A 19,642-nucleotide genomic window follows, 5' to 3' on the forward strand; every position below is an offset into this window, starting at 1 on the left:
GGCAAGTTTGAGCCCTTTTTTAAGATTTTAGGTGTTTAATTTAATAGGCATTGGCCGATAGTTACTAAACACCTTAAGGATGAGGTGACCATGAAACCGATCAGCGACATCAATACGCCCTCCGACATGTCCGCTTTCTGGATGCCGTTTACCGCCAACCAGCAGTTCAAGGCGGCGCCGCGCATCCTGAAGTCGGCCGAGGGAATGTATTATCACTCAGAGGATGGCCGCAAGATACTGGATGGCACCGCCGGGCTCTGGTGTTGCAACGCGGGTCATGGTCGGCGCGAGATTGCCGAGGCGGTTTCCCAGCAGATTTCCCACCTCGATTTTGCCCCCACGTTCCAGATGGGGCACCCCCTGCCATTCGAGCTGGCCAACCGGCTGGTGGAGATCGCCCCCAAGGGCTTCGGCCACGTCTTCTATACCAATTCAGGATCGGAATCGGTGGATACCGCGCTCAAGATCGCGCTGGCCTGGCAGCGGGCGCGCGGCCAGGGCACCCGTACCCGGCTCATCGGCCGTGAACGCGGCTACCACGGGGTCGGCTTCGGCGGCATCTCGGTGGGGGGCATTCCCGGCAACCGCAAGTGGTTCGGCTCCCTGCTGACCGGGGTGGATCACCTGCCCCACACCCTCAACATCGCCAAGAATGCCTTCACCAAGGGGCTGCCCGAGGAGGATGTGGCGCTGGCCGACGAGCTGGAGAAGATCGTCTTCCTGCACGACGCCAGCAACATAGCGGCGGTGATCGTCGAACCCATCGCCGGCAGTACCGGCGTGCTGATGCCGCCCAAGGGCTACCTCAAGCGGCTGCGGGAGATCTGCACCAAACACGGCATCCTGCTCATCTTCGACGAGGTGATCACCGGTTTCGGCCGCCTCGGCTCTCCTTTCGCCGCCCAGGAGTTCGACGTCATCCCCGACATGATCACCTGTGCCAAGGGGCTCACCAACGGGGCCATCCCCATGGGCGCCGTGCTGGTACAGAACCACATCTATGACGACATGATGGCGGCCGGCAAGGGGGCCATCGAGCTGTTCCACGGCTACACCTACTCCGGCCATCCGGTGGCCGCCGCCGCGGGCCTCGCGACCCTCGAGATCTACCGCAACGAAAACCTGCTGAGCCGCGCCGCCGATCTGGCGGGTTACTGGGAGGAGGCGGCCCATTCGCTGAAGGGCTGCAAGCACGTGAAGGATGTGCGCAACTACGGGCTGGTGGCGGGCATCGAGCTCGAGTCCATGCCGGATGCACCGGGCAAGCGCGCCTACGAGGTGTTCGTGCGCTGCTTCGAGAAGGGGGCGCTGATTCGGGTCACCGGCGACATCATCGCCCTGTCGCCGCCCCTCATCATAGAGCGCAGCCAGATCGACGATCTCTTCACCCTGCTGCAGGACGCCCTGCAGGCCCAGGACTGACTTTCAACCGGTTGATGGCGCCCGTCGCGGCGCCACTTGCCCGTGCCTGCTCCCCGGGACGGCGCGGGCAGGGACGAATAACCCATCACGGAGGATTTATGACATACAGGGTCAGCAACTTCATCGACGGCGAGACGACCGAGAGCCGCAGCGAGCGCTTCGGGGCCATCTTCAACCCGGCCACCGGCCAGCAGCAGGGCCAGGTGGTGCTCAGCACCGCCGCCGAGTGCCAGGATGCCATCGCCAGCGCTGAGCGCGCCCTGGCCGACTGGGCGCAGACCCCGCCCCTGGTGCGGGCCCGGGTACTGTTTCGCTTCAAGGAGCTGATGGAGCAGCACAGGGATGATCTGGCGCGGCTGATCAGTCGCGAGCACGGCAAGGTGTTTTCCGACGCCCAGGGCGAGCTGACCCGGGGTCTGGAGGTGGTGGAGTTTGCCTGCGGCATTCCCCATCTGCTCAAGGGGGAGCACTCCCTCAACGTGGGCCGCGGGGTCGACAGTCACTCCATGATGCAGCCGGTGGGGGTCTGCGCCGGCATCACTCCGTTCAACTTCCCGGCCATGGTGCCGCTCTGGATGTTTCCGGTGGCCATCGCCTGCGGCAACACCTTCATCCTCAAGCCCTCCGAGAAGGATCCCTCCCTCTCCCTGCGCATGGCCGAGCTGCTCAAGCAGGCGGGCCTGCCGGACGGGGTGCTCAACGTGGTCAACGGCGACAAGGAGGTGGTGGACGTGCTGCTGACCGACCCGCGGGTCGGTGCCGTGTCGTTCGTCGGCTCCACCCCCATTGCCCAGTACATCTATGCCACCGCCTCGGCCCACGGCAAGCGGGTACAGGCGTTGGGCGGCGCCAAGAACCACATGGTGGTGATGCCGGACGCGGATCTCGATCAGGCGGTCTCCGCCCTGATGGGGGCGGCCTACGGCGCCGCCGGCGAGCGCTGCATGGCCATTTCGGTGGCCGTGGTGGTGGGTGACGACACCGCCGATGCGCTGGTGGCCAGGCTGTCGCCGCTGGTGGCGGCGCTGCGGGTGGGCCCGGGGCTGGGCCAGAGCCCGGAGAACGAGATGGGGCCCCTCATCAGCCGCGAGCACCTGGCCAAGGTGCGTGGCTATGTGGATCAGGGGGTGGCTGAGGGGGCCAAGCTGGTAGTGGACGGCCGGGGCCTGAGCCAGGGCGAGGGTTACTTCATCGGCGGCAGCCTGTTCGACCGGGTGAGCCCGGAGATGCGCATCTACCGGGAGGAGATCTTCGGCCCTGTGCTGGCCATCGTGCGGGCGCCGGACTACGAGACGGCGCTCAAGCTCATCAATGAGCACGAGTACGGCAACGGCACCGCCATCTTCACCTGCGACGGCGACACCGCGCGGGACTTCACCGCTCGCGTGCAGGTCGGTATGGTAGGGGTGAACGTTCCCATCCCGGTGCCCATGGCGTTTCACAGCTTTGGCGGCTGGAAGCGGTCCATCTTCGGGCCGCTCAACATGCACGGGCCGGATGGGGTGCGCTTCTATACCCGGATGAAGACGGTGACTGCCCGCTGGCCCCAGAGCCTGCGGGCGGGCGCGGAGTTCTCCATGCCGACCATGAAGTAATCAACCATGCAGCAGCTAGCCCGGACATGGCCCGGTGGCAGGAATCCACCTTCGTTCGCCGCTATCACTGTGAAGGAGTAACAGATGCGACTGGGAATTCTCGATTGTGACCGGTTGGACCCCGATTTGGCGGGGGACTTCGGCCCCGTTTACTCCGAGATGTTTATCAAGGGCTTCCGGGCCCTGGCCCCCGGGCTGGAATTTCGGGTCTGGTCGGCGCTCGATGGCGAGCTGCCGGCCGATCTGCACGAGTGCGATGCCTGGCTCATCACCGGCTCGCGCCACGATGCCTACAGTGACATCCCCTGGATCCAGGCGCTGCGCGACTGGATCCGGCGCGCCCACGATGCCGACGTCAAGCTGGCGGGGGTCTGCTTCGGCCACCAGGTGATCGCCCAGGCGCTGGGGGGCGAGGTGGTGAAGTCCACCAAGGGTTGGGGGCTGGGGGTGTCGGTCCATCCCATGCTGGCCAGGCAACCCTGGATGGAACCCGGGCTCGAGACCATCCGGATCCTGGCCAGTCACCAGGATCAGGTGGAGCAGCTGCCACCGGGGGCCACCCGGCTGGCGGGCAATGATTTTTGTCCCAATTTCATGTTTTTGCAGGGTGACCACATAGTGGCCATCCAGGGACATCCGGAATTCTCGGTGGCGTACAACCGGGCGCTGATTGAGCGGCGGCGGGACTTCCTGTCCGATGACCGCTATCAGCGCAGCCTCTCCTCGCTGGAGGGAGAGGTGGATTCGGCCACCATGATGCAGTGGTTGTTGCAATTTTTGGGCATCCTGCCCGGCGCCGACACGGCCGCCGGCGGGATCACAGCAGGAGAGCGAGCATGATTATTGGCGTACCCAAGGAAATCAAAAACCATGAATACCGGGTCGGCATGACTCCCGCCGGAGTGCAGGAGCTGACGGCCCGGGGACACAAGGTGCTGGTGCAGCAGCAGGGAGGCGAGGCGATCGGGCTGTCCGACGCCGAGTACCAGGCAGCCGGTGCCGAACTGGTGGCCAGCGCGGCGGAGATCTTCGCCCGGGCCGAGATGATAGTGAAGGTGAAGGAGCCCCAGCCGGAGGAGTGCGAGCTGCTCAGACCGGGTCAGCTGCTGTTCACCTACCTGCACCTGGCGCCGGATCCGGTGCAGACCCAGCTGCTGGTGCACTCAGGGGCGGTGGCCATCGCCTACGAGACGGTAACAGACGATCGCGGCGGCCTGCCGCTGCTGGCGCCCATGTCCGAGGTGGCGGGACGGATGGCGATCCAGGCCGGCGCCCACAGCCTGGAGAAGGCGCAGGGGGGCAACGGCACCCTGCTGGGCGGGGTGCCTGCAGTGGCACCCGCCAAGGTGGTGGTGCTGGGTGGCGGGGTGGTCGGCGTCAACTCGGCGCGCATGGCGCTGGGACTGGGGGCCGACGTCACCATCCTGGATCGCTCCCTGCCGCGACTGCGGGAGCTGGACAGCCTGTACGGCCCGGCCCTCAAGACTCTCTACTCCACCCGCACCAACATAGAGGCGTGCATCGCCCAGGCCGACCTGGTGATCGGTGCCGTGCTGATCCCGGGGGCGGCGGCGCCCAAGCTGTTGACCCGGGACATGCTCAAGCTGATGCGCAAGGGCTCGGTGCTGGTGGACGTGGCCATCGATCAGGGCGGCTGTTTCGAGACCTCCCACCCGACCACCCACGAGGAGCCCACCTACGTGGTGGACGGCATCATCCACTACTGCGTGGCCAACATGCCGGGCGGGGTGGCGCGCACCTCCACCTTCGCGCTGACCAACGCCACCCTGCCGTTCGTGCTGGCGCTGGCGGACAAGGGCTATGCCCGGGCGTTGCAGGAGGATCGCCACCTGCGAGCCGGTCTGAACGTGTTCAAGGGCAAGATCACCCAGGCGGCGGTGGCGCAGGCGCTCGGCTACGAGTACGTCAGCGCCGAGGCGGTTCTGGACTGACGCAGCCGTCGCGGGCCCGCCCGGCAAACGTCGAGCGGGCTCACAAACCCCGCGATTTCAGGGAGGGCCGCTGCGGCCCTTTCTCATATACTGGGCTCCCCTGTCAGTGAGGTCTCTTCATGTCCCGCATTCTGCTGCTCGCCAATCTCAACTGTGATCACGTGCTCTCCCTCTCCGAACCCCTGGTGGCCGGTGCCCGCCTGCAGTACGTGGATCAGGGCCGCCGGCTCGGCGGTGGCGCCGCCAACACCGGCATCGGGCTGGTGTGGGCCGGCCACGAGGTGACCATAGCGTCGCGCATCGGGCTGGACGAAACCGGCGACTGGCTGCTGGAGCAGGCGGCGGGCTACGGCCTGGACTGCAGCCATGTGGAGCGCTTCGGCGGCGAGACCGGCGAGCTGCTGATCCTGGTGGACTCCACCGGCGAGCGCACCATCCTCAGGCGGCCACGGCGCCCGGATCTGCCGGGGGATCTGCCGAGCGAGGGGGTGGACTGCCTCTACGTGAACTATCCCGGCACCGCCATCATCGGCTACATGCGCCAGATGCTCGGTAAGAGCTTCGTGGTGGCCCAGTACCCCAAGGGCGGCCAGGCGCGTCGCCCCTGCCACGTGCTGGTGGCCTCCCGTTCCGATCTCGGCGAGGTGGACGACCTCTGGCAGCATGCCCGCCAGATCGCCGGCGAGCAGCTGGCCTGGCTGGTACTGACCGAAGGCAAGGCGGGGGCGGTGGCCATTCACGGCGAGGAGCAGATCCGGGTGGCGGCGCGGCCGGTATCGGTGGTGGACACCACGGGGGCGGGGGATGCCTTCGCCGGCGGTTTGATCCACGGGCTGGCGCGGGGCATGGCGATCCGGGAGGCGCTGCAGTGCGCGGTGGACTGGGGCGCTTTTGCGGTCGCCTCCGAGAGTTCCATCCCTTCCAGCGCCCTGAAGAACTGGCTCAAGCAGCCCCATTGAATCGGCAAAAACGGTTGCGAATGACACATGGTAGCATCGGCGGGGGCGAGGGAGGAAACCGGCGAATTTAACCGTCAAAACCCGCCAAAACCTTGGGCTAACCCTGCAAGTTTGCGATCAATCAAAGAAAGTGTCGATTTATGTGCATCTTCATCGACACCCGCCTGAGCTGCTCTTAACCTTGACCTCCACGACTCAGATTAAGAGGCGGACGCTGCGCGGGCGCAGGAGTTCCCCTACCTCTTAGCTTTAGGTCGTCGTCCTGATTTCTGGCTTGTAGTAAGAGGCAAGTGCGACCATGCAACTGACACGATTTACCGACTATGCCCTGCGTACCCTCACCTTTCTGGCCGTCCAGCCGGGAGATCGCCTGTCGACCATCACAGAGGTGGCCGATACCTTTGGCATCTCCCGCAACCACGTGGTCAAGATTGTCCACCAGCTCGGCATCAAGGGGTACATAGAGACGGTGCGTGGCAAGCATGGCGGCATCCGGCTCGGTCGCTCCGCCGTCTCCATCAACCTGCGCGACGTGGTGATGGATATGGAGCACGTGCTCTGCCCGGTGGACTGCAAGCGTGAAAACTGCCGCCTCTCCGGTGGCTGCCGCATCCAGGGCATTTTGCGCCGCGCCATGAACGCCTTCCTCGAGGTGCTGGGCGAATACACCCTGGCCGATGCGGTGCGCGACCCGACCCGGCTCTGCCACCTGCTCGGCATCGAACAGGATTCCATTCTGGCCATGGCATAAGCCAGGCAATCACGACAAAGGGGCCCGCGGGCCCCTTTGTCGTTTGCGCCGGACGCGGGATCAGGGCTGGGGGATCAGGGTGATGGCGCCGTGCAGGCAGGCGAGGCCGCAGGCGCCGCAACCGTCGCAGGCCGCCATGTTGATGCTGACGCCGTCGGCGCAGGCCTTGATCGCCTGCTGGGGGCAGGCATCTTCACAGAGCAGGCAGTAGAAGCCCTGGCGGGCCTGACAGCTTGCCTCGATCCGCACCCGGGTCTGCACCTGGCGGCCCAGCTGCAGGTCGAGGGCGCCGGTCGGACAGGCTCTGGCGCAGCTGCCGCAATAGCTGCACTGGCCGCAGGCGAGATCCAGCACGGGCGTGCCGGCTATGGGGCTGCCGTCGTATTCGGGCTGGGTGGCCGGCTTGAGCAGGCCGTTGGGACAGGCCTTGAAGCATTCGCCGCAGCGGGAGCAGAGGGAGAGGAACTGGGACTCTTCGATGGCCCAGGGGGGACGGGCTTCATGGCAAACCACCTCGGGTTTGCGGGAGCCTCCCAATGCCTGCGTCAGCCAGCGACAGAAAAAATGCGTCATGCCCACCCCTGATACCTATTAGGGGTTAATTTTATCCAAGTTTCCCTTTGCAAGCCAGAGAATAGCGCCGGCCAGGATCGCAAGCCGGGTTGCCCTTGTGTAAGCTAGGCGGGTCTTTTTGCAGGATTGAATGAACTCATGTGGTTATTTCTGTGGCGTGCTTCTCTGCTCTATATCTTCCCCTTGCTGATGTGGGGCTATTGCCGCATCAAGGGGATCGAATTCGTCGAGCTCGACACCGGGGTTAACAGCCACAAGTGGGTGGTGCTGGCCGCCTATCTGCTCTACGTGCTGTTCTGGCTGCTGCTCAACCGCTATCTCGAGCTGTTCCTGCGCCAACGGGGTCGCAAATGATCGAGCCCGGGCTCTGGGCCCTGCTGCTGCCGGGTGCGCTGCTGGCCATCGGCATTGGCTGGGGGATCGGGCGGCGCAGCGGCACGGCGCAAGCCCGGGAATTGCTGCTGAGCCAGGAGCGCCTGCAGATGCTGCAGGAGCGTTATGACGAGCTGCAGGATGAGCGGCTGCTGGGCCAGCAGAAGCTGGATCAGCAGCAGACCCTGCTCATCAAGCTCACCGCCCGTCTCAAGGATGCCGAGGCCACCCTGCGCAGCGAGCGGCTGGCCGCCGCCGAGAAGCTGCAACTGCAACAGGAGGCGGAGGCTCGCCTCAGCCAGCAGTTCGAGAACCTCGCCAACCGGATCTTCGAGCAAAACTCGGGCAACTTCCGCGAACTGAACCAGAACAGCCTGGATCTGCTGCTTACCCCGCTGAAAGAGCAGCTGGAGGGCTTTCGCCGTCAGGTGGGGGAGACCCACGCCCAGGAGACGGCCCAGCGCCACAGCCTCAAGTTCGAATTGGAGCGCCTCGCCGAGCTCAACGCCCGCATGACCGAGGAGGCGGCGGCGCTGACCCGCGCCCTCAAGGGCGACAGCAAGCAGCAGGGCAACTGGGGCGAGGTGGTGCTGGCGCGCATCCTCAGCGAATGCGGTCTGCGCGAGGGTCACGAGTACCACACCCAGGTCAACATCGAGGTGGACAAGGGCAAGCGCTATCAGCCCGACGTCATCGTCCACCTGCCGCAGGACAAGGACATCATCATCGATGCCAAGGTGTCGCTGACCGCTTATGAGCGCTGGTACAACGCCGCTGACGAGCTGGAGAAGGCGGTAGCGCTGAAAGAGCACGTCGCCTCGGTACGCAACCACATCCGCGAGCTGGGCCGCAAGGATTACCAGCAGCTGCCCGGGGTGCGCACCCTCGATTACGTGCTGATGTTCGTGGCGGTGGAGCCCGCCTTCCTCACCGCGGTGGAGGCCGACCCCTCGCTGGTGCGCTACGGTCTCGACAACAACATCCTGCTGGTGAGCCCCACCAACCTGATGGTGGCGCTGCGCACCATAGAGAATCTGTGGCGCTACGAACGGCAGAACCAGAATGCCCGCCAGATCGCCGAGCGGGCCGGCCGCCTCTACGAGAAGCTGCGGCTGTTCGTGGAGGAGATGCAGCAACTGGGGGGCAGCCTGCACAAGGCGCAGGAGAGCTACGACAAGGCGATGGGGCGGCTGGTGAACGGCCGCGGCAACCTGATCGCCCAGGTGGAGCGCTTTCGCGAGCTGGGGGTGGAGGTGACCAAGACCCTGCCGGAGCCGCTGGTCAACCGGGCGCTGGAGCGGGAAGACCCGGCCGAGTGAGGTGGGGCCTCATGCTTCATGCAACAAGAAGGGCAGCCAGTGGCTGCCCTTTTGTATTTCTGCGTCCGCACAGGCTTCGCTCTTCGAACGTGTGAACTCACCGGCATGCGGGTTGTCGCCCTGGTCGGTTATTGCCTCCAGAAGGAGGGGAAGAAGATCACCGCCACGGTCAGGATCTCGAGGCGTCCCAGCAGCATGCCGAACGACAGGATCCACTTGGCCGAGTCCGGCAGGGAGGCGAAGTTGGCGCTGGGGCCGATGACCGGGCCCATGCCCGGGCCCACGTTGGCCACGGCGGTGATGGAGCCAGAGATGGCGGTCAGGGGATCCAGCCCGATGGCGCCGAGCAGGGCGGCGATCAGCAAGATGATGGCGAAGTAGGCCAGCACGAACGAGATCATCGAGCGGATGATGGCGTCGTTGACCGGCCGGCCGTTGTACTTCTGCGGGAAGACCCCGGAGGGGTGCATCAGCTGGCGCATCTGCTTCTTGAACAGGGCGAAGGCCACCTGCACCCGGAAGATCTTGAGGCCGCCGGCGGTGGAGCCGGAGCAGGCGCCGAGCGCCAGCAGCACGATGAAGATGATGCTGGTGAGCGGGCCCCAGGTGCCGAAGTCACCGAGCCCGAAGCCGGTGGTGGTGAGCACGGAGACGATGTTGAAGCTGCTGATGCGCAGGGCATCCATGAAGCCGTAGATGTCCCTTAGCCACAGATAGAAGGTGACCACCAGGGTGACCCAGACCACCAGCCAGAAGAAGCCCCGCACCTGGGCATCCTTGAGCAGGCTGTGATCGCGCCGGCTCAGGCTCTGTACATAGAGCAGGAAGGGCAGGCCGCCGAGAAACATGAAGAGGGTGCCGATCCAGTGCGCCGAGTTGGAGAAGTGGGACATGGATTGATCGGAGGTGGAGTAGCCGCCGGTACTGAGGGTGGTCATGGCGTGATTGACCGCCTCGAACAGGGTCATGCCACTCACCCAGTAGGCCAGGAAGCAGAGCATGGAGAGCACCAGGTAGACCAGCACTATGTTGTTGGCCACCGTCTTGGCGCGCGGGGCACTTTTATCCGACCAGTCCGAGCTCTCGGTCTGGAACAGCTTCATGCCCCCCACGTTGAGGTAGGGCAGTACCGCTACCGCCATCACGATGAAACCCACCCCGCCCAGCCACTGCAGGATGGAACGCCACAACAGGATGCTGTGGGCCATGTTGTCGAGCCCGGACAGCACGGTGGAGCCTGTGGTGGTCACCCCCGACATGGTTTCGAAGTAGGCGTCGGTGAAGTTGATGTGGGTGATGAAGAAGAAGGGCAGGGCGCCAAAGATGCAGGCCACCACCCAGACCGAGGTGGTGAGCAGGAACATCTCCCGCACGCCGAGGTGAAACTCCGCCTTGCGGCCGTAATGAAGGCAGAGCAGGGCTGCGCCGTGGGTGATCAGCACCGACTTGAGAAACTCGACGAACCCCTCTGAGCCGGTCAGCAGGGCCAGCAGGGTGGGCAGCCACATGAACAGGGCCAGTTTGGAGAGCACCAGCCCGAGGGTGAAGATGATGGGACGCAGCTTGATCATGCAAGATAACCTGGTCGTTGATTGACAAAAGACCCGGACAACCCCCTGGAGAGGCGGTGCCGGGTCTGCTTTGCGCTGCCTGGGTACATGGGCAGGTTACAGGAAGAAGGGACTTGGCTGGAACAAGCGTTCCACTTCCGGAATGTACTTCTTGTCCACCAAGAACATCACCACGTGGTCGTCCTGCTGGATCTGGGTGCGATCATGGGCGATCAGTACTTCATCCCCCCGAACCACTGCGCCTATGGTGGTGCCGGGCGGCAGCTTGAGCTCGCCCACCGTCTTGCCGACCACCTTGGAGGTGTTCTCGTCACCGTGGGCTATGGCCTCGATGGCCTCGGCGGCACCGCGACGCAGGCTGTAGACGTTGGCGATGTCGGCCCGGCGCACATGGGTCAGCAGGGCCGAGATGGTGGCCTGCTGGGGCGAGATGGCGATGTCGATGGAGCCGCCCTGCACCAGATCCACGTAGGCGCTGCGCTGGATCAGCACCATGGTCTTCTTGGCGCCCATCTTTTTGGCGAGCAGGGCCGACATGATGTTGGCCTCGTCCTCGTTGGTCACCGCGATGAAGACGTCGATCTGGTCGATGTGCTCCTCCGCCAGCAACTCCTGATCCGCAGCATCCCCACAGAAGACGATGGTGTTCTCCAGCACCTCGGAGAGCTGCTCCGCCCGCTTCTGGCTGCGCTCGATCAGCTTCACGCTGTAGCGCTTCTCCAGCTGACGGGCGAGGCCGGCGCCTATGTTGCCGCCGCCGACGATCATGATGCGCCGGTAGGGGCTCTCGAGGCGCTGCAGCTCCGACATCACGGCGCGGATATGGCCCGCCGCCGCCACGAAGAACACCTCGTCATCCGCTTCTATGATGGTGGTCCCCTGCGGGCGGATGGAGCGGCCCTGACGGAAGATGGCTGCCACCCGGGTCTCGATGTTGGGCATGTGATCGCGCAGGGTGGAGAGGGCGTTGCCCACCAGCGGGCCGCCGTAATAGGCCTTGACCGCCACCAGCCCCACCTTGCCGCCGGCGAAGTCCACCACCTGCAAGGCGCCCGGGTATTCGATCAGGCGGCGCACGTAGTCGGTCACCAGCTGCTCGGGGGCGATCAGGTGATCCACCGGCACGGATTCGGGCAGGAACAGCCGATCCCGCTCCACCAGATAGGCCGGGGAGCGAATGCGCGCCACCTTGTTGGGGGTGTTGAACAGGGAGTAGGCCACCTGGCAGGCGATCATGTTGGTCTCGTCGCTGTTGGTGACCGCCACCAGCATGTCGGCATCCTGGGCGCCGGCTTCGCGCAGCACCTTGGGATGGGCGCCGTGGCCGTTCACCACCCGCAGGTCAAACTTGTCCTGCAGTTCGCGCAGCCGATCGCTGTCGGTATCGACTATGGTGATGTCGTTGTTCTCGCCGGCCAGGTTCTCGGCCAGGGTGCCGCCGACCTGACCGGCGCCCAGAATGATGATCTTCATAGAACCGCCTCATGGACGTCACCCTTGCCAGCTCTGCCTGTGTGCGCGGGGACAGTCATCAACATCATGAATCTCATAGGGAAAACGTGCTCGATATTGGGCAGTAACGGGTGCCGACCAGCGGCACCCCCGTACTTGCGGCCCTGCTTAGCGCTTGCTCAGCCTGGCGTAGTAGAAGCCGTCCATCTCGGCCTCGCCCGGCAGGAACTGGCGCCCCGGGCACTCCGGTGTGTCCTCTGCGTGCAGGGGCACCAGGGTGGCATCCGGCGTGGCCGCGAGGAAGGCGCGGATCTGATCGCGGTTCTCTTCCGGCAGCACGGAACAGGTGGCGTAGAGCAGAGTACCGCCGCTTTTCAGTTTCGACCAGAGGGCGCCGAGGATGCGGCGCTGCAGCTCGGCCAGCTCGCGAATGTCCTGATCCCGGCGCAGCCACTTGATGTCGGGGTGGCGGCGGATGACGCCGGTGGCGGAGCAGGGGGCATCCAGCAGGATGCGGTCGAACTGCCCCTCTGGCCACCACTGATCCGGGGTACTGGCATCGCCGTGGATCACTTTGGCGTTCAGGCCGATGCGATCCAGGTTCTCCTGTACCCGCTTGAGGCGGTTCTCGTCGGCATCGACGGCGACCACGCCGGCCAGCGCGGGTTGGCGCTCCAGCAGGTGAGCTGTCTTGCCGCCGGGGGCGGCGCAGGCATCCAGTACCCACTCGCCCGGCTGCGGGTCGAGCAGGGCGGCCGCCTGTTGTGCTGCGCCATCCTGTACCGAGCAGTCGCCGACCTCGAAGCCGGGCAGCTTGGTCACGTCGCAGGGACGTTCCAGCAGGATGCAATCCTCGCCCTCTTCACCGGCCACCGCATTGATGCCGGCGTCGGCCATGCGGGCCAGCATCTGCTCGCGGCTCTGGCGCTGGCTGTTGTTGCGGATCCACATGGGCGGGCGCTGGTTGTTGGCCTCCATGATGAACTCCCACTCCTCCGGATAGGCCTGACGCAGACGCTTGGTGAGCCACTCGGGGTGGCCGAGGCGCACGCTCGGCACGCGGTCGATGCGCAGCAGAATGACTTCGGCGCTGCGCTGGAAGTTGCGCAGCACGCCGTTGATGAGGCCGCGCAGAGAGGTACCCTTGAGCAGCTTGACGGCGTTGACGGTCTCGGCCACCGCGGCGTGAGCCGGAATGCGGGTGTAGATGAGCTGATAAAGGCCGACCAGGATGAGGTAGTGGAAGATGCGGCTCTTGTTCTTGAGCGGCTTGTCCATCATCTCGCCGACCGCCGCATCGAGGCGGGGCAGCCAGCGCAGGGTGCCGTAGCAGAGTTCTTGCAGGAGGGCGCGATCACGGGGCGCAACCTTCTCCTGGGCAGCAGGCAGAACGGCTGAGAGGGACTGGCCCTGATCCAGCACCTGTTGAATGACGAGAGCAGCCTGTGCGCGTGTTTTCATAGTGTTACCTTAGATGCGCAAGTCGGGGCCTGGGCCCCGCCTTGTGTCAATTCAGTTCAATTCAATTGCGTGCCGGGTTCAAACCAGTCGCGGCGAGAGTTGAGCAGATCCGTCACGGACATCGCCTTCTTGCCGGGCGGCTGCAGGGTCAGCAGGCGCAGTACCCCCTTGCCGGTGGCGACATCGATCCCCTGCTTGTCGGCCTTGAGCAGGGTGCCGGCGCGCTGGCCGTGATCCTGTGTGATGACCTCGGCCTGCCATACCTTGATGGTCTGGTCAGCCACCTCGAACCAGCTGATGGGCCAGGGGTTGAAGGCGCGGATGCAGCGCTCGATGGTGACGGCCTCCAGCGACCAGTCGATGCGGGCCTCTTCCTTGGAGAGCTTTTCGGCGTAGTTGGCCAGCGCATCGTCCTGCGCCTCGGCGGCGGTGTCGCCGGCGGCCATGGCATCGATGGTGTCGACCAGCGCCTGCGGGCCCAGCTCGGCCAGCTTGTCATAGAGGCTGGCGGAGGTCTCGTCGGCGGCGATGGGGCAGCTTATCTTGCGGATCATGGCGCCGGTATCCAGCCCCACATCCATCTGCATGATGGTGACGCCGGTTTCGGCATCGCCCGCCCAGATGGAACGCTGGATCGGGGCGGCGCCGCGCCAGCGCGGCAGCAGGGAGCCGTGCACGTTGATGCAGCCCAGACGCGGGGTATCGAGCACCACCTTGGGCAGGATCAGGCCGTAGGCCACCACCACCATCAGGTCGGCGCCAAGGGCTGCCAGTTCGGCCTGGGCCTCTTCCTTGCGCAGGGAAGCCGGTTGATAGACCGGCAGATCGTGGGCCAGCGCCAGCTCCTTGACCGGGCTTGCGGTGAGCTTCTGGCCGCGGCCGGCAGGCTTGTCCGGCTGGGTATAAACGGCGACGACCTCGTGGTCGGAAGACAACAACGCCGCCAGGTGACGGGCGGCGAAGTCGGGAGTACCGGCAAAAATCAGTTTCAACTTATTCAATGGGGCAGATCCTCAGAGGACTTTGCGATCTTCACGGGCCATCTTTTCCAGCTTCTGGCGAATGCGTTGGCGCTTGAGCGGGGAGAGGTAATCAACAAACAGCTTGCCGACCAGATGGTCCATCTCATGCTGGATGCAGATGGCGAGCAGATCGTCTGCTTCCAGCTCGAATGCCTTGCCGTGGCGATCCAGTGCGCGCACCTTGACCCACTCGGCGCGGGGCACCAGGGCACGGCTGCCGGGCACGGAGAGACATCCTTCCTCGATGCCGGTGCTGCCGGCCTGCTCGATGATCTCGGGGTTGATCAATACCAGAGGATCTTCACGGTTTTCAGAGACATCGATCACTATGATGCGCTGATGAATGTCGACCTGAGTGGCGGCGAGGCCGATGCCTTCCTCCGCGTACATGGTTTCGAACATATCATCTACAATGTGTTGTAACTCGGGTGTAAAGGTCTCGACAGGGGCTGCGATGGTACGCAGACGCTCATCGGGGAAACGCAATACATCTAGAATGGCCATAGTTTTTTCTTTAGTTTCGTATAAATGCAGTCAATATTGGCGTAATTCTAGTCATTTACGCCGACAAAAAACAGCAACACTTTGCGCGCAGAAGTAACAGGGAGTGTTATGTATCTGAAGCAAACCATCCTCGCCTGCCTGTTGGCCACGTTGAGCCAGGGAGCTCAGGCCGACCAGCTCAAACTGAAGGCAGGCTATCCCGAGACCTATGTGGTGCAAAAAGGCGACACCCTTTGGGATATTTCCGGCCAGTATCTGGCAGAGCCCTGGCTCTGGCCAAGGCTCTGGAACATCAACCCGCAGATCGCCAATCCCCACTGGATCTACCCGGGTGACGTGCTGCACCTGAGCTGGGTCAATGGCGAGCCGCGGCTCGGCAAGGCGACCCAGGGCGGCAAGCAGGTGATCCGCCTCTCTCCCAAGAGTCGCTACGAGAACAAGGCCAACCCCATTCCGACCCTGCCGCTCAGCGAGATCGGCCCCTTCCTGCAGACCGACCATATTCTGGCAAACAGCCAGCAGGCGAAGCAGTTGCCCTACGTGCTTGGCAATGATGAGGCCCATATCGGCATGCTGGAGGGCGATACCCTCTACGTGCAGGGTTCGCTGATCCCGGGCCAGGATTACGGCATCTACCACCCTGGCGCCATCTACAAAGATCGGAAAACCGGCGAGCAACTTGGGCAGGAGGCGGTCTTCGTCGGTACGGCCAGAGCGGAGGCCCTGCTGCCGGATGGCCGTACCCGGGTCACCCTCAGCCACAGCAAGCGGGAAGTGTATCAGGGAGACAAGCTGATGCCATTCCCGCCGCAGGAGAGCCTCTCCGCCGTGTTTACACCCAAGGCGGCCCCCGTCATCTCGCCCGGCTATATCGTCGATCTGCCGAGCAAGGCCCGGGGCGGCGGCAAGTTCGATGTCGTGCTCATCAACAAGGGTCTGCGGGATCAGGTGGCGCCCGGCGATGTATTGGAGATCCTGCGACCCGGGACCCGGCTGGTGAGCAAGAATGGCAAGGTCGCCTATCGGGAGTACTCTTCCGTCTATGACAAAGCCTTCTATTCTGCCGGCAAACCACCGCTCCCCTCGGAGGCGGTGGCGCGGGTCATGCTGTTCAAGGTGTATGACAAGTTGAGCTACGGGCTGATCCTGCAAAGCCAGAACATGGTCGGCACCGGCTATCAGGTCAGCAACTTCTGACGTGACGCTTCCATCCGGGCGACTCGCGCTGTGGCTGACGCTGGATGCCGTCACCGGTATCGGCCCGGTCACTGCCGCTCGTCTGCTCGCCCATTTCGGCGGCGACATCGCCGCCCTGTTCGACTCGGAAGATGGCACCTTGCGAGAACTGGGTCTGCAAAGTGCCCAGATCCGGCAGATGCGATGGCCTCTGCCGGTGGTCGAACAGGGGCTGAGCTGGGCAACTGAGCCCGGCAATCATCTTCTCTGCCCCGACGATCCCGCCTATCCACCTCTGCTCAAGGAGATCCCTGCCGCCCCTCTGTTGCTCTACTGCCGCGGCAATCTGGCTGCGCTGTCTGTTCCCCAGCTGGCGATGGTCGGCACGCGCCACCCGACCTATGCCGGCAAGGACAATGCGGCCCGCCTCTGCAGCGAGCTGGTCGCGTGCGGATTGGCCATTACCTCCGGTCTGGCGCTTGGCATCGACGGGATTTGTCATCAACAGGCGCTGACAAACGGGGGGATCACCCTGGCAGTGCTGGGTTCCGGGCTCGACAGCCTCTACCCAAAGCGTCATCAGGGGCTGGCAGAGCAGATCCTGGAGCAGGATGGTGTGCTCATCTCCGAGCTGGTGCCCGACAAGGGGCCGCTGGCGGAACACTTTCCACGGCGCAATCGCATCATCAGCGGCCTGTCGCTGGGAACCCTGGTGGTGGAGGCTGCCGAGCAGAGCGGTTCGCTCATCACGGCCCGTTACGCGCTAGAACAGGGACGGGATGTCTTCGCCGTGCCGGGGGCACCGCAGAACGGGCGGGCGCTGGGCTGCAACAAATTAATCCAGCAGGGGGCCAAACTTGTGTTGAGCGCGGCCGATATAGTGGAAGAGCTGCCGGGATTCTGTGCCCTGAGCCATCAAGGGACGGATATGTCTGAGCAGCAGCATAATAGCGAATTGCCTTATGCCGATTTGTTGGATAACGTAGATTACGAGACCACGAGCGTGGATACCGTTGCCGAGCGGACCCAGCTTCCTGTCGAAGTGGTATTGGGCAGGTTGGTTGAGCTGGAGCTGGCCGGAGCAGTGATGGCGGTAGCCGGTGGATACGTCAGAGCGAGGAGGGCGAATCATGTTTGATGTATTGATGTACCTTTTCGAGACCTACATCCACAGCGATGCAGATGTGACGGTCGAACAAAACGAACTCACCGATGAACTGAGCCGCGCCGGTTTCGACAAGGAGGAGATCGAGAAGGCACTCGACTGGCTGGAAAGATTGGCCAATCTGCACGACAGCGAGCGGGAGGTCTACGTGGCCGCCAGCACGCAAGGCTCGATGCGTATCTATGCCCCGCAAGAACTGGCCCGTCTCAGCACCGAGTGCCGCGGCTTCCTGCTGTTTCTGGAGCAGGCCCAGGTGCTCAACGCCGAAACCCGCGAAATCTGCATCGAGCGTTTGCTCGAGCTGGACAAGCCGGATATCGAGCTGGATGACCTGAAGTGGGTGGTCATGATGGTGCTCTTCAACGTTCCCGGCAGTGAAAACGCCTACCAGCAGATGGAAGAGCTGGTGTTTGACGAGTCAGATGGCGTCATCCACTGACAGCCCGCAGCCGCGCTGGTAGAATCCGGATCATCTGGATTTCAAGGCGCGGCCCATGTCAAAGATCGATCACCACCTCTTTTCTGCCCACGAGCATGCGCTTGAACGTGAGCCATGCCCGCAGTGTGGTGCCGAGCTGGTGATCCGCCAGGGCAAGCACGGCCCTTTTCTGGGCTGTTCCGCCTACCCTGACTGCGACTTCATTCGCTCCCTGACCCCCTCCGGCCGTGACATCGAGAAAGTGCTCGAGGGTTCTGCCTGTCCGGACTGTGGTCAACCGCTGGCGATCAAGAAGGGGCGCTATGGGTTGTTCGTGGGCTGTACCCAATATCCGGCCTGCCAGCACATCGAATCCCTGCAGGAGAGTGACGATACCCAGGTACTTTGTCCCGAGTGCGGCAAGGGTCATCTGATCAGCCGTACCTCGCGTTATGGCAAGCAGTTCTACTCCTGCGACGGCTATCCCCACTGCAAATACGTCGTCAATGACAAGCCGGTTGCCATGCCTTGCCCGCAGTGCGGCTGGGGCATCATGGTGGAGAAAAAGGTGCGGGGGAGCGTGCGCTGGATCTGTCCGCAAAAGAAATGCGGCCACCAGAGCGAGCGGGTATAATCGCGCCGCCTTGAGCGAATTGAAACGTTTTCGGCAACCTTCCACCCCCCACTTGGAGTAAGGAAATTCCCGCCATGACTAAACCTTTCGTTGCCGTATTGATGGGCTCTGATTCCGATTTTCCCGTGATGCAGACCACTCTTGAGGTTCTCAAGTCGTTCGACATCGCGGTGGAAGTGAAGGTGACCTCCGCACACCGTACCCCGGCGGCGACCCACCAGTACGTAACCGATGCCGAAGACCGTGGCTGCAAGGTCTTTATCTGCGCCGCCGGTCTGGCCGCGCACCTGGCAGGTGCCGTGGCTGGCATCACTACGCGTCCCGTGATCGGCGTGCCCATCGATGGTGGCCCGCTCAAGGGGCTGGATGCCCTGCTCTCCACCGTGCAGATGCCGGGTGGTGTGCCGGTGGCAACCGTGGCTATCGGTAAAGCCGGTGCCAAAAATGCCGGCTATCTGGCCGCCCAGATGCTGGCGGTGGCCGATGATGAACTGGCGGCCAAGGTTCGGGCCGAGCGCCAGAAGAATGCCGACGAGGTGCTGGCCAAGGATGCCGCCCTGCAGGCTCAACTCAAGTAAGCCCCGAGACGGCAACCACGGTCAGCCCCGCTCTCTGTTGTTGGCAGGGGGATGAAGGGGGCTGCGGTGGTTGCCACCCTGCGGGGTCAACCTTAATTGATGATGAGGCGACAGCCCGGCTGTCGCATTTTTTATGTCCAAAGAATTTGAACTTGCTGTTGCCGCACTCCAGCACGATGGGGTGATTGCCTACGCTACCGAAGCGGTTTTTGGCCTGGGATGTGACCCCGATTCCGAAGCGGCGGTACAACGCCTGCTGGCGATCAAGCAACGACCGGTAGAGAAAGGGTTGATCCTGATTGCCGCCGATCTGGCCCAGCTGCAGGATTACATCGATTTGGACCAGCTTACCAGCGAGCAGCTGGCCAGGGTGGAGGCGAGCTGGCCCGGCCCCTTTACCTGGATCATGCCGGCTCGTCGCGATACGCCGGCCTGGCTGACCGGACAATTTGACACCCTGGCCGTGCGCGTCACGGCCCATCCACAGGTACAGGCGCTGTGCCGCGCTTTCGGCAAGCCGCTGGTCTCCACCAGTGCCAACCTGACTGGTGAGGAGCCCGCCCGCCGGCTGGCCGACATCGGCGAATTGCTGGCCAGCCAGCTGGCCTATATCCTGCCAGGCGAAGTGGGGGGGCAGGCCAACCCATCCGAGATCAAGGATGCCAGAACCGGTGCCGTCATTCGCCCCTCCTGAGCGGCGTTGGTGACGAGGTCTGGT

20 protein-coding genes are annotated in these 19,642 nt (G+C 63.8%); 14 read left to right on the forward strand and 6 right to left on the reverse strand.

Annotated features, from left to right (window positions below):
- Positions 1-90: 90 nt before the first annotated feature.
- The 6 genes from I6L33_RS05310 to I6L33_RS05335 all read left to right on the forward strand — a co-directional run bounded on the left by I6L33_RS05310 (position 91) and on the right by I6L33_RS05335 (position 6,679).
- Positions 91-1,422 (forward strand): aspartate aminotransferase family protein, encoded by a 1,332-nt coding sequence (locus I6L33_RS05310; protein WP_017778620.1) that lies wholly within the window; start codon positions 91-93, stop codon positions 1,420-1,422.
- 98 nt (positions 1,423-1,520) lie between these two features.
- Positions 1,521-3,017, forward strand: a complete 1,497-nt coding sequence (locus I6L33_RS05315) for a CoA-acylating methylmalonate-semialdehyde dehydrogenase (RefSeq protein WP_216973673.1) — start codon at positions 1,521-1,523, stop codon at positions 3,015-3,017.
- Between the two features lie 84 nt (positions 3,018-3,101).
- Entirely contained in the window at positions 3,102-3,857 is a 756-nt protein-coding gene (locus I6L33_RS05320; protein WP_010635457.1) for a glutamine amidotransferase, read from the forward strand.
- A complete protein-coding gene (gene ald / locus I6L33_RS05325) occupies positions 3,854-4,969 on the forward strand; it encodes an alanine dehydrogenase (RefSeq protein ID WP_010635456.1) in 1,116 nt (371 codons plus the stop codon). The genes I6L33_RS05320 and ald overlap by 4 nt, the downstream gene beginning before the upstream one ends.
- 119 nt (positions 4,970-5,088) lie before the next feature.
- Positions 5,089-5,928: a PfkB family carbohydrate kinase gene (locus I6L33_RS05330; RefSeq protein ID WP_005307736.1), complete on the forward strand. Its 840-nt coding sequence runs from the start codon at positions 5,089-5,091 to the stop codon at positions 5,926-5,928.
- A gap of 298 nt (positions 5,929-6,226) precedes the next feature.
- The gene (locus I6L33_RS05335; protein WP_005307739.1) at positions 6,227-6,679 is read left to right on the forward strand and encodes an Rrf2 family transcriptional regulator; all 453 of its coding nucleotides are present in this window, start codon (positions 6,227-6,229) and stop codon (positions 6,677-6,679) included.
- A gap of 60 nt (positions 6,680-6,739) precedes the next feature.
- Here the strand turns inward: I6L33_RS05335 and I6L33_RS05340 are convergent, their stop codons facing one another.
- Positions 6,740-7,252 (reverse strand): ferredoxin-type protein NapF, encoded by a 513-nt coding sequence (locus I6L33_RS05340; protein WP_216973674.1) that lies wholly within the window; start codon positions 7,250-7,252, stop codon positions 6,740-6,742.
- 138 nt (positions 7,253-7,390) lie between these two features.
- Here I6L33_RS05340 and I6L33_RS05345 point away from each other — a divergent pair, with 138 nt between their 5' ends.
- Positions 7,391-7,606, forward strand: coding sequence for a hypothetical protein (locus I6L33_RS05345; RefSeq protein ID WP_216973675.1), 216 nt, complete (start codon positions 7,391-7,393; stop codon positions 7,604-7,606).
- A complete protein-coding gene (rmuC, locus tag I6L33_RS05350; protein WP_216973676.1) occupies positions 7,603-8,943 on the forward strand; it encodes a DNA recombination protein RmuC in 1,341 nt (446 codons plus the stop codon). Before I6L33_RS05345 ends, rmuC begins: the two co-directional genes overlap by 4 nt.
- A 128-nt stretch (positions 8,944-9,071) precedes the next feature.
- Here rmuC and I6L33_RS05355 read toward each other — a convergent pair whose 3' ends face one another.
- The 5 genes from I6L33_RS05355 to def all read right to left on the reverse strand — a co-directional run bounded on the left by I6L33_RS05355 (position 9,072) and on the right by def (position 14,953).
- Positions 9,072-10,514, reverse strand: coding sequence for a TrkH family potassium uptake protein (locus I6L33_RS05355; protein WP_216973677.1), 1,443 nt, complete (start codon positions 10,512-10,514; stop codon positions 9,072-9,074).
- Between the two features lie 96 nt (positions 10,515-10,610).
- The gene (trkA, locus tag I6L33_RS05360) at positions 10,611-11,987 is read right to left on the reverse strand and encodes a Trk system potassium transporter TrkA (protein ID WP_010635452.1); all 1,377 of its coding nucleotides are present in this window, start codon (positions 11,985-11,987) and stop codon (positions 10,611-10,613) included.
- A gap of 147 nt (positions 11,988-12,134) precedes the next feature.
- Complete coding sequence (gene rsmB / locus I6L33_RS05365) at positions 12,135-13,427, reverse strand: 16S rRNA (cytosine(967)-C(5))-methyltransferase RsmB (protein ID WP_139398634.1); 1,293 nt, start codon at positions 13,425-13,427, stop codon at positions 12,135-12,137.
- Positions 13,428-13,483: 56 nt separating this feature from the next.
- Positions 13,484-14,428 (reverse strand): methionyl-tRNA formyltransferase, encoded by a 945-nt coding sequence (gene fmt / locus I6L33_RS05370; RefSeq protein WP_216973678.1) that lies wholly within the window; start codon positions 14,426-14,428, stop codon positions 13,484-13,486.
- A 12-nt stretch (positions 14,429-14,440) separates the two neighbouring features.
- The gene (gene def, locus I6L33_RS05375; protein WP_005307765.1) at positions 14,441-14,953 is read right to left on the reverse strand and encodes a peptide deformylase; all 513 of its coding nucleotides are present in this window, start codon (positions 14,951-14,953) and stop codon (positions 14,441-14,443) included.
- 108 nt (positions 14,954-15,061) lie between these two features.
- On the opposite strand from def, the gene I6L33_RS05380 reads away from it, so the two are divergent.
- From I6L33_RS05380 to I6L33_RS05405, 6 genes are all read left to right on the forward strand, one after another.
- Entirely contained in the window at positions 15,062-16,150 is a 1,089-nt protein-coding gene (locus tag I6L33_RS05380; protein ID WP_017778614.1) for a LysM peptidoglycan-binding domain-containing protein, read from the forward strand.
- Position 16,151: 1 nt separating this feature from the next.
- The gene (gene dprA, locus I6L33_RS05385) at positions 16,152-17,267 is read left to right on the forward strand and encodes a DNA-processing protein DprA (RefSeq protein ID WP_216973679.1); all 1,116 of its coding nucleotides are present in this window, start codon (positions 16,152-16,154) and stop codon (positions 17,265-17,267) included.
- Positions 17,260-17,733, forward strand: a complete 474-nt coding sequence (locus I6L33_RS05390) for a DUF494 family protein (RefSeq protein ID WP_005307774.1) — start codon at positions 17,260-17,262, stop codon at positions 17,731-17,733. Before dprA ends, I6L33_RS05390 begins: the two co-directional genes overlap by 8 nt.
- Before the next feature lie 55 nt (positions 17,734-17,788).
- Positions 17,789-18,346 (forward strand): type I DNA topoisomerase, encoded by a 558-nt coding sequence (locus I6L33_RS05395; protein WP_017766228.1) that lies wholly within the window; start codon positions 17,789-17,791, stop codon positions 18,344-18,346.
- 74 nt (positions 18,347-18,420) lie between these two features.
- The gene (gene purE / locus I6L33_RS05400) at positions 18,421-18,924 is read left to right on the forward strand and encodes a 5-(carboxyamino)imidazole ribonucleotide mutase (protein WP_216973680.1); all 504 of its coding nucleotides are present in this window, start codon (positions 18,421-18,423) and stop codon (positions 18,922-18,924) included.
- Between the two features lie 133 nt (positions 18,925-19,057).
- Positions 19,058-19,618: a Sua5/YciO/YrdC/YwlC family protein gene (locus tag I6L33_RS05405; protein WP_043170736.1), complete on the forward strand. Its 561-nt coding sequence runs from the start codon at positions 19,058-19,060 to the stop codon at positions 19,616-19,618.
- The last annotated feature ends 24 nt before the right edge of the window (positions 19,619-19,642 follow it).

This window comes from Aeromonas sp. FDAARGOS 1403, from assembly GCF_019047325.1.
Taxonomy (GTDB): Bacteria; Pseudomonadota; Gammaproteobacteria; order Enterobacterales; family Aeromonadaceae; genus Aeromonas; species Aeromonas dhakensis.

Bases quoted from the DNA above. Each gene is read 5' to 3' on its own strand.
- def (WP_005307765.1), bottom strand. From the start codon at position 14,953: ATGGCCATTCTAGATGTATTGCGTTTCCCCGATGAGCGTCTGCGTACC.
- I6L33_RS05390 (WP_005307774.1), top strand. From the start codon at position 17,260: ATGTTTGATGTATTGATGTACCTTTTCGAGACCTACATCCACAGCGAT.
- rsmB (WP_139398634.1), bottom strand. From the start codon at position 13,427: ATGAAAACACGCGCACAGGCTGCTCTCGTCATTCAACAGGTGCTGGAT.
- I6L33_RS05345 (WP_216973675.1), top strand. From the start codon at position 7,391: ATGTGGTTATTTCTGTGGCGTGCTTCTCTGCTCTATATCTTCCCCTTG.
- I6L33_RS05355 (WP_216973677.1), bottom strand. From the start codon at position 10,514: ATGATCAAGCTGCGTCCCATCATCTTCACCCTCGGGCTGGTGCTCTCC.
- rmuC (WP_216973676.1), top strand. From the start codon at position 7,603: ATGATCGAGCCCGGGCTCTGGGCCCTGCTGCTGCCGGGTGCGCTGCTG.
- trkA (WP_010635452.1), bottom strand. From the start codon at position 11,987: ATGAAGATCATCATTCTGGGCGCCGGTCAGGTCGGCGGCACCCTGGCC.
- I6L33_RS05310 (WP_017778620.1), top strand. From the start codon at position 91: ATGAAACCGATCAGCGACATCAATACGCCCTCCGACATGTCCGCTTTC.
- I6L33_RS05395 (WP_017766228.1), top strand. From the start codon at position 17,789: ATGTCAAAGATCGATCACCACCTCTTTTCTGCCCACGAGCATGCGCTT.
- I6L33_RS05335 (WP_005307739.1), top strand. From the start codon at position 6,227: ATGCAACTGACACGATTTACCGACTATGCCCTGCGTACCCTCACCTTT.
- purE (WP_216973680.1), top strand. From the start codon at position 18,421: ATGACTAAACCTTTCGTTGCCGTATTGATGGGCTCTGATTCCGATTTT.
- ald (WP_010635456.1), top strand. From the start codon at position 3,854: ATGATTATTGGCGTACCCAAGGAAATCAAAAACCATGAATACCGGGTC.
- I6L33_RS05340 (WP_216973674.1), bottom strand. From the start codon at position 7,252: ATGACGCATTTTTTCTGTCGCTGGCTGACGCAGGCATTGGGAGGCTCC.
- I6L33_RS05405 (WP_043170736.1), top strand. From the start codon at position 19,058: ATGTCCAAAGAATTTGAACTTGCTGTTGCCGCACTCCAGCACGATGGG.
- I6L33_RS05380 (WP_017778614.1), top strand. From the start codon at position 15,062: ATGTATCTGAAGCAAACCATCCTCGCCTGCCTGTTGGCCACGTTGAGC.
- I6L33_RS05320 (WP_010635457.1), top strand. From the start codon at position 3,102: ATGCGACTGGGAATTCTCGATTGTGACCGGTTGGACCCCGATTTGGCG.
- I6L33_RS05315 (WP_216973673.1), top strand. From the start codon at position 1,521: ATGACATACAGGGTCAGCAACTTCATCGACGGCGAGACGACCGAGAGC.
- I6L33_RS05330 (WP_005307736.1), top strand. From the start codon at position 5,089: ATGTCCCGCATTCTGCTGCTCGCCAATCTCAACTGTGATCACGTGCTC.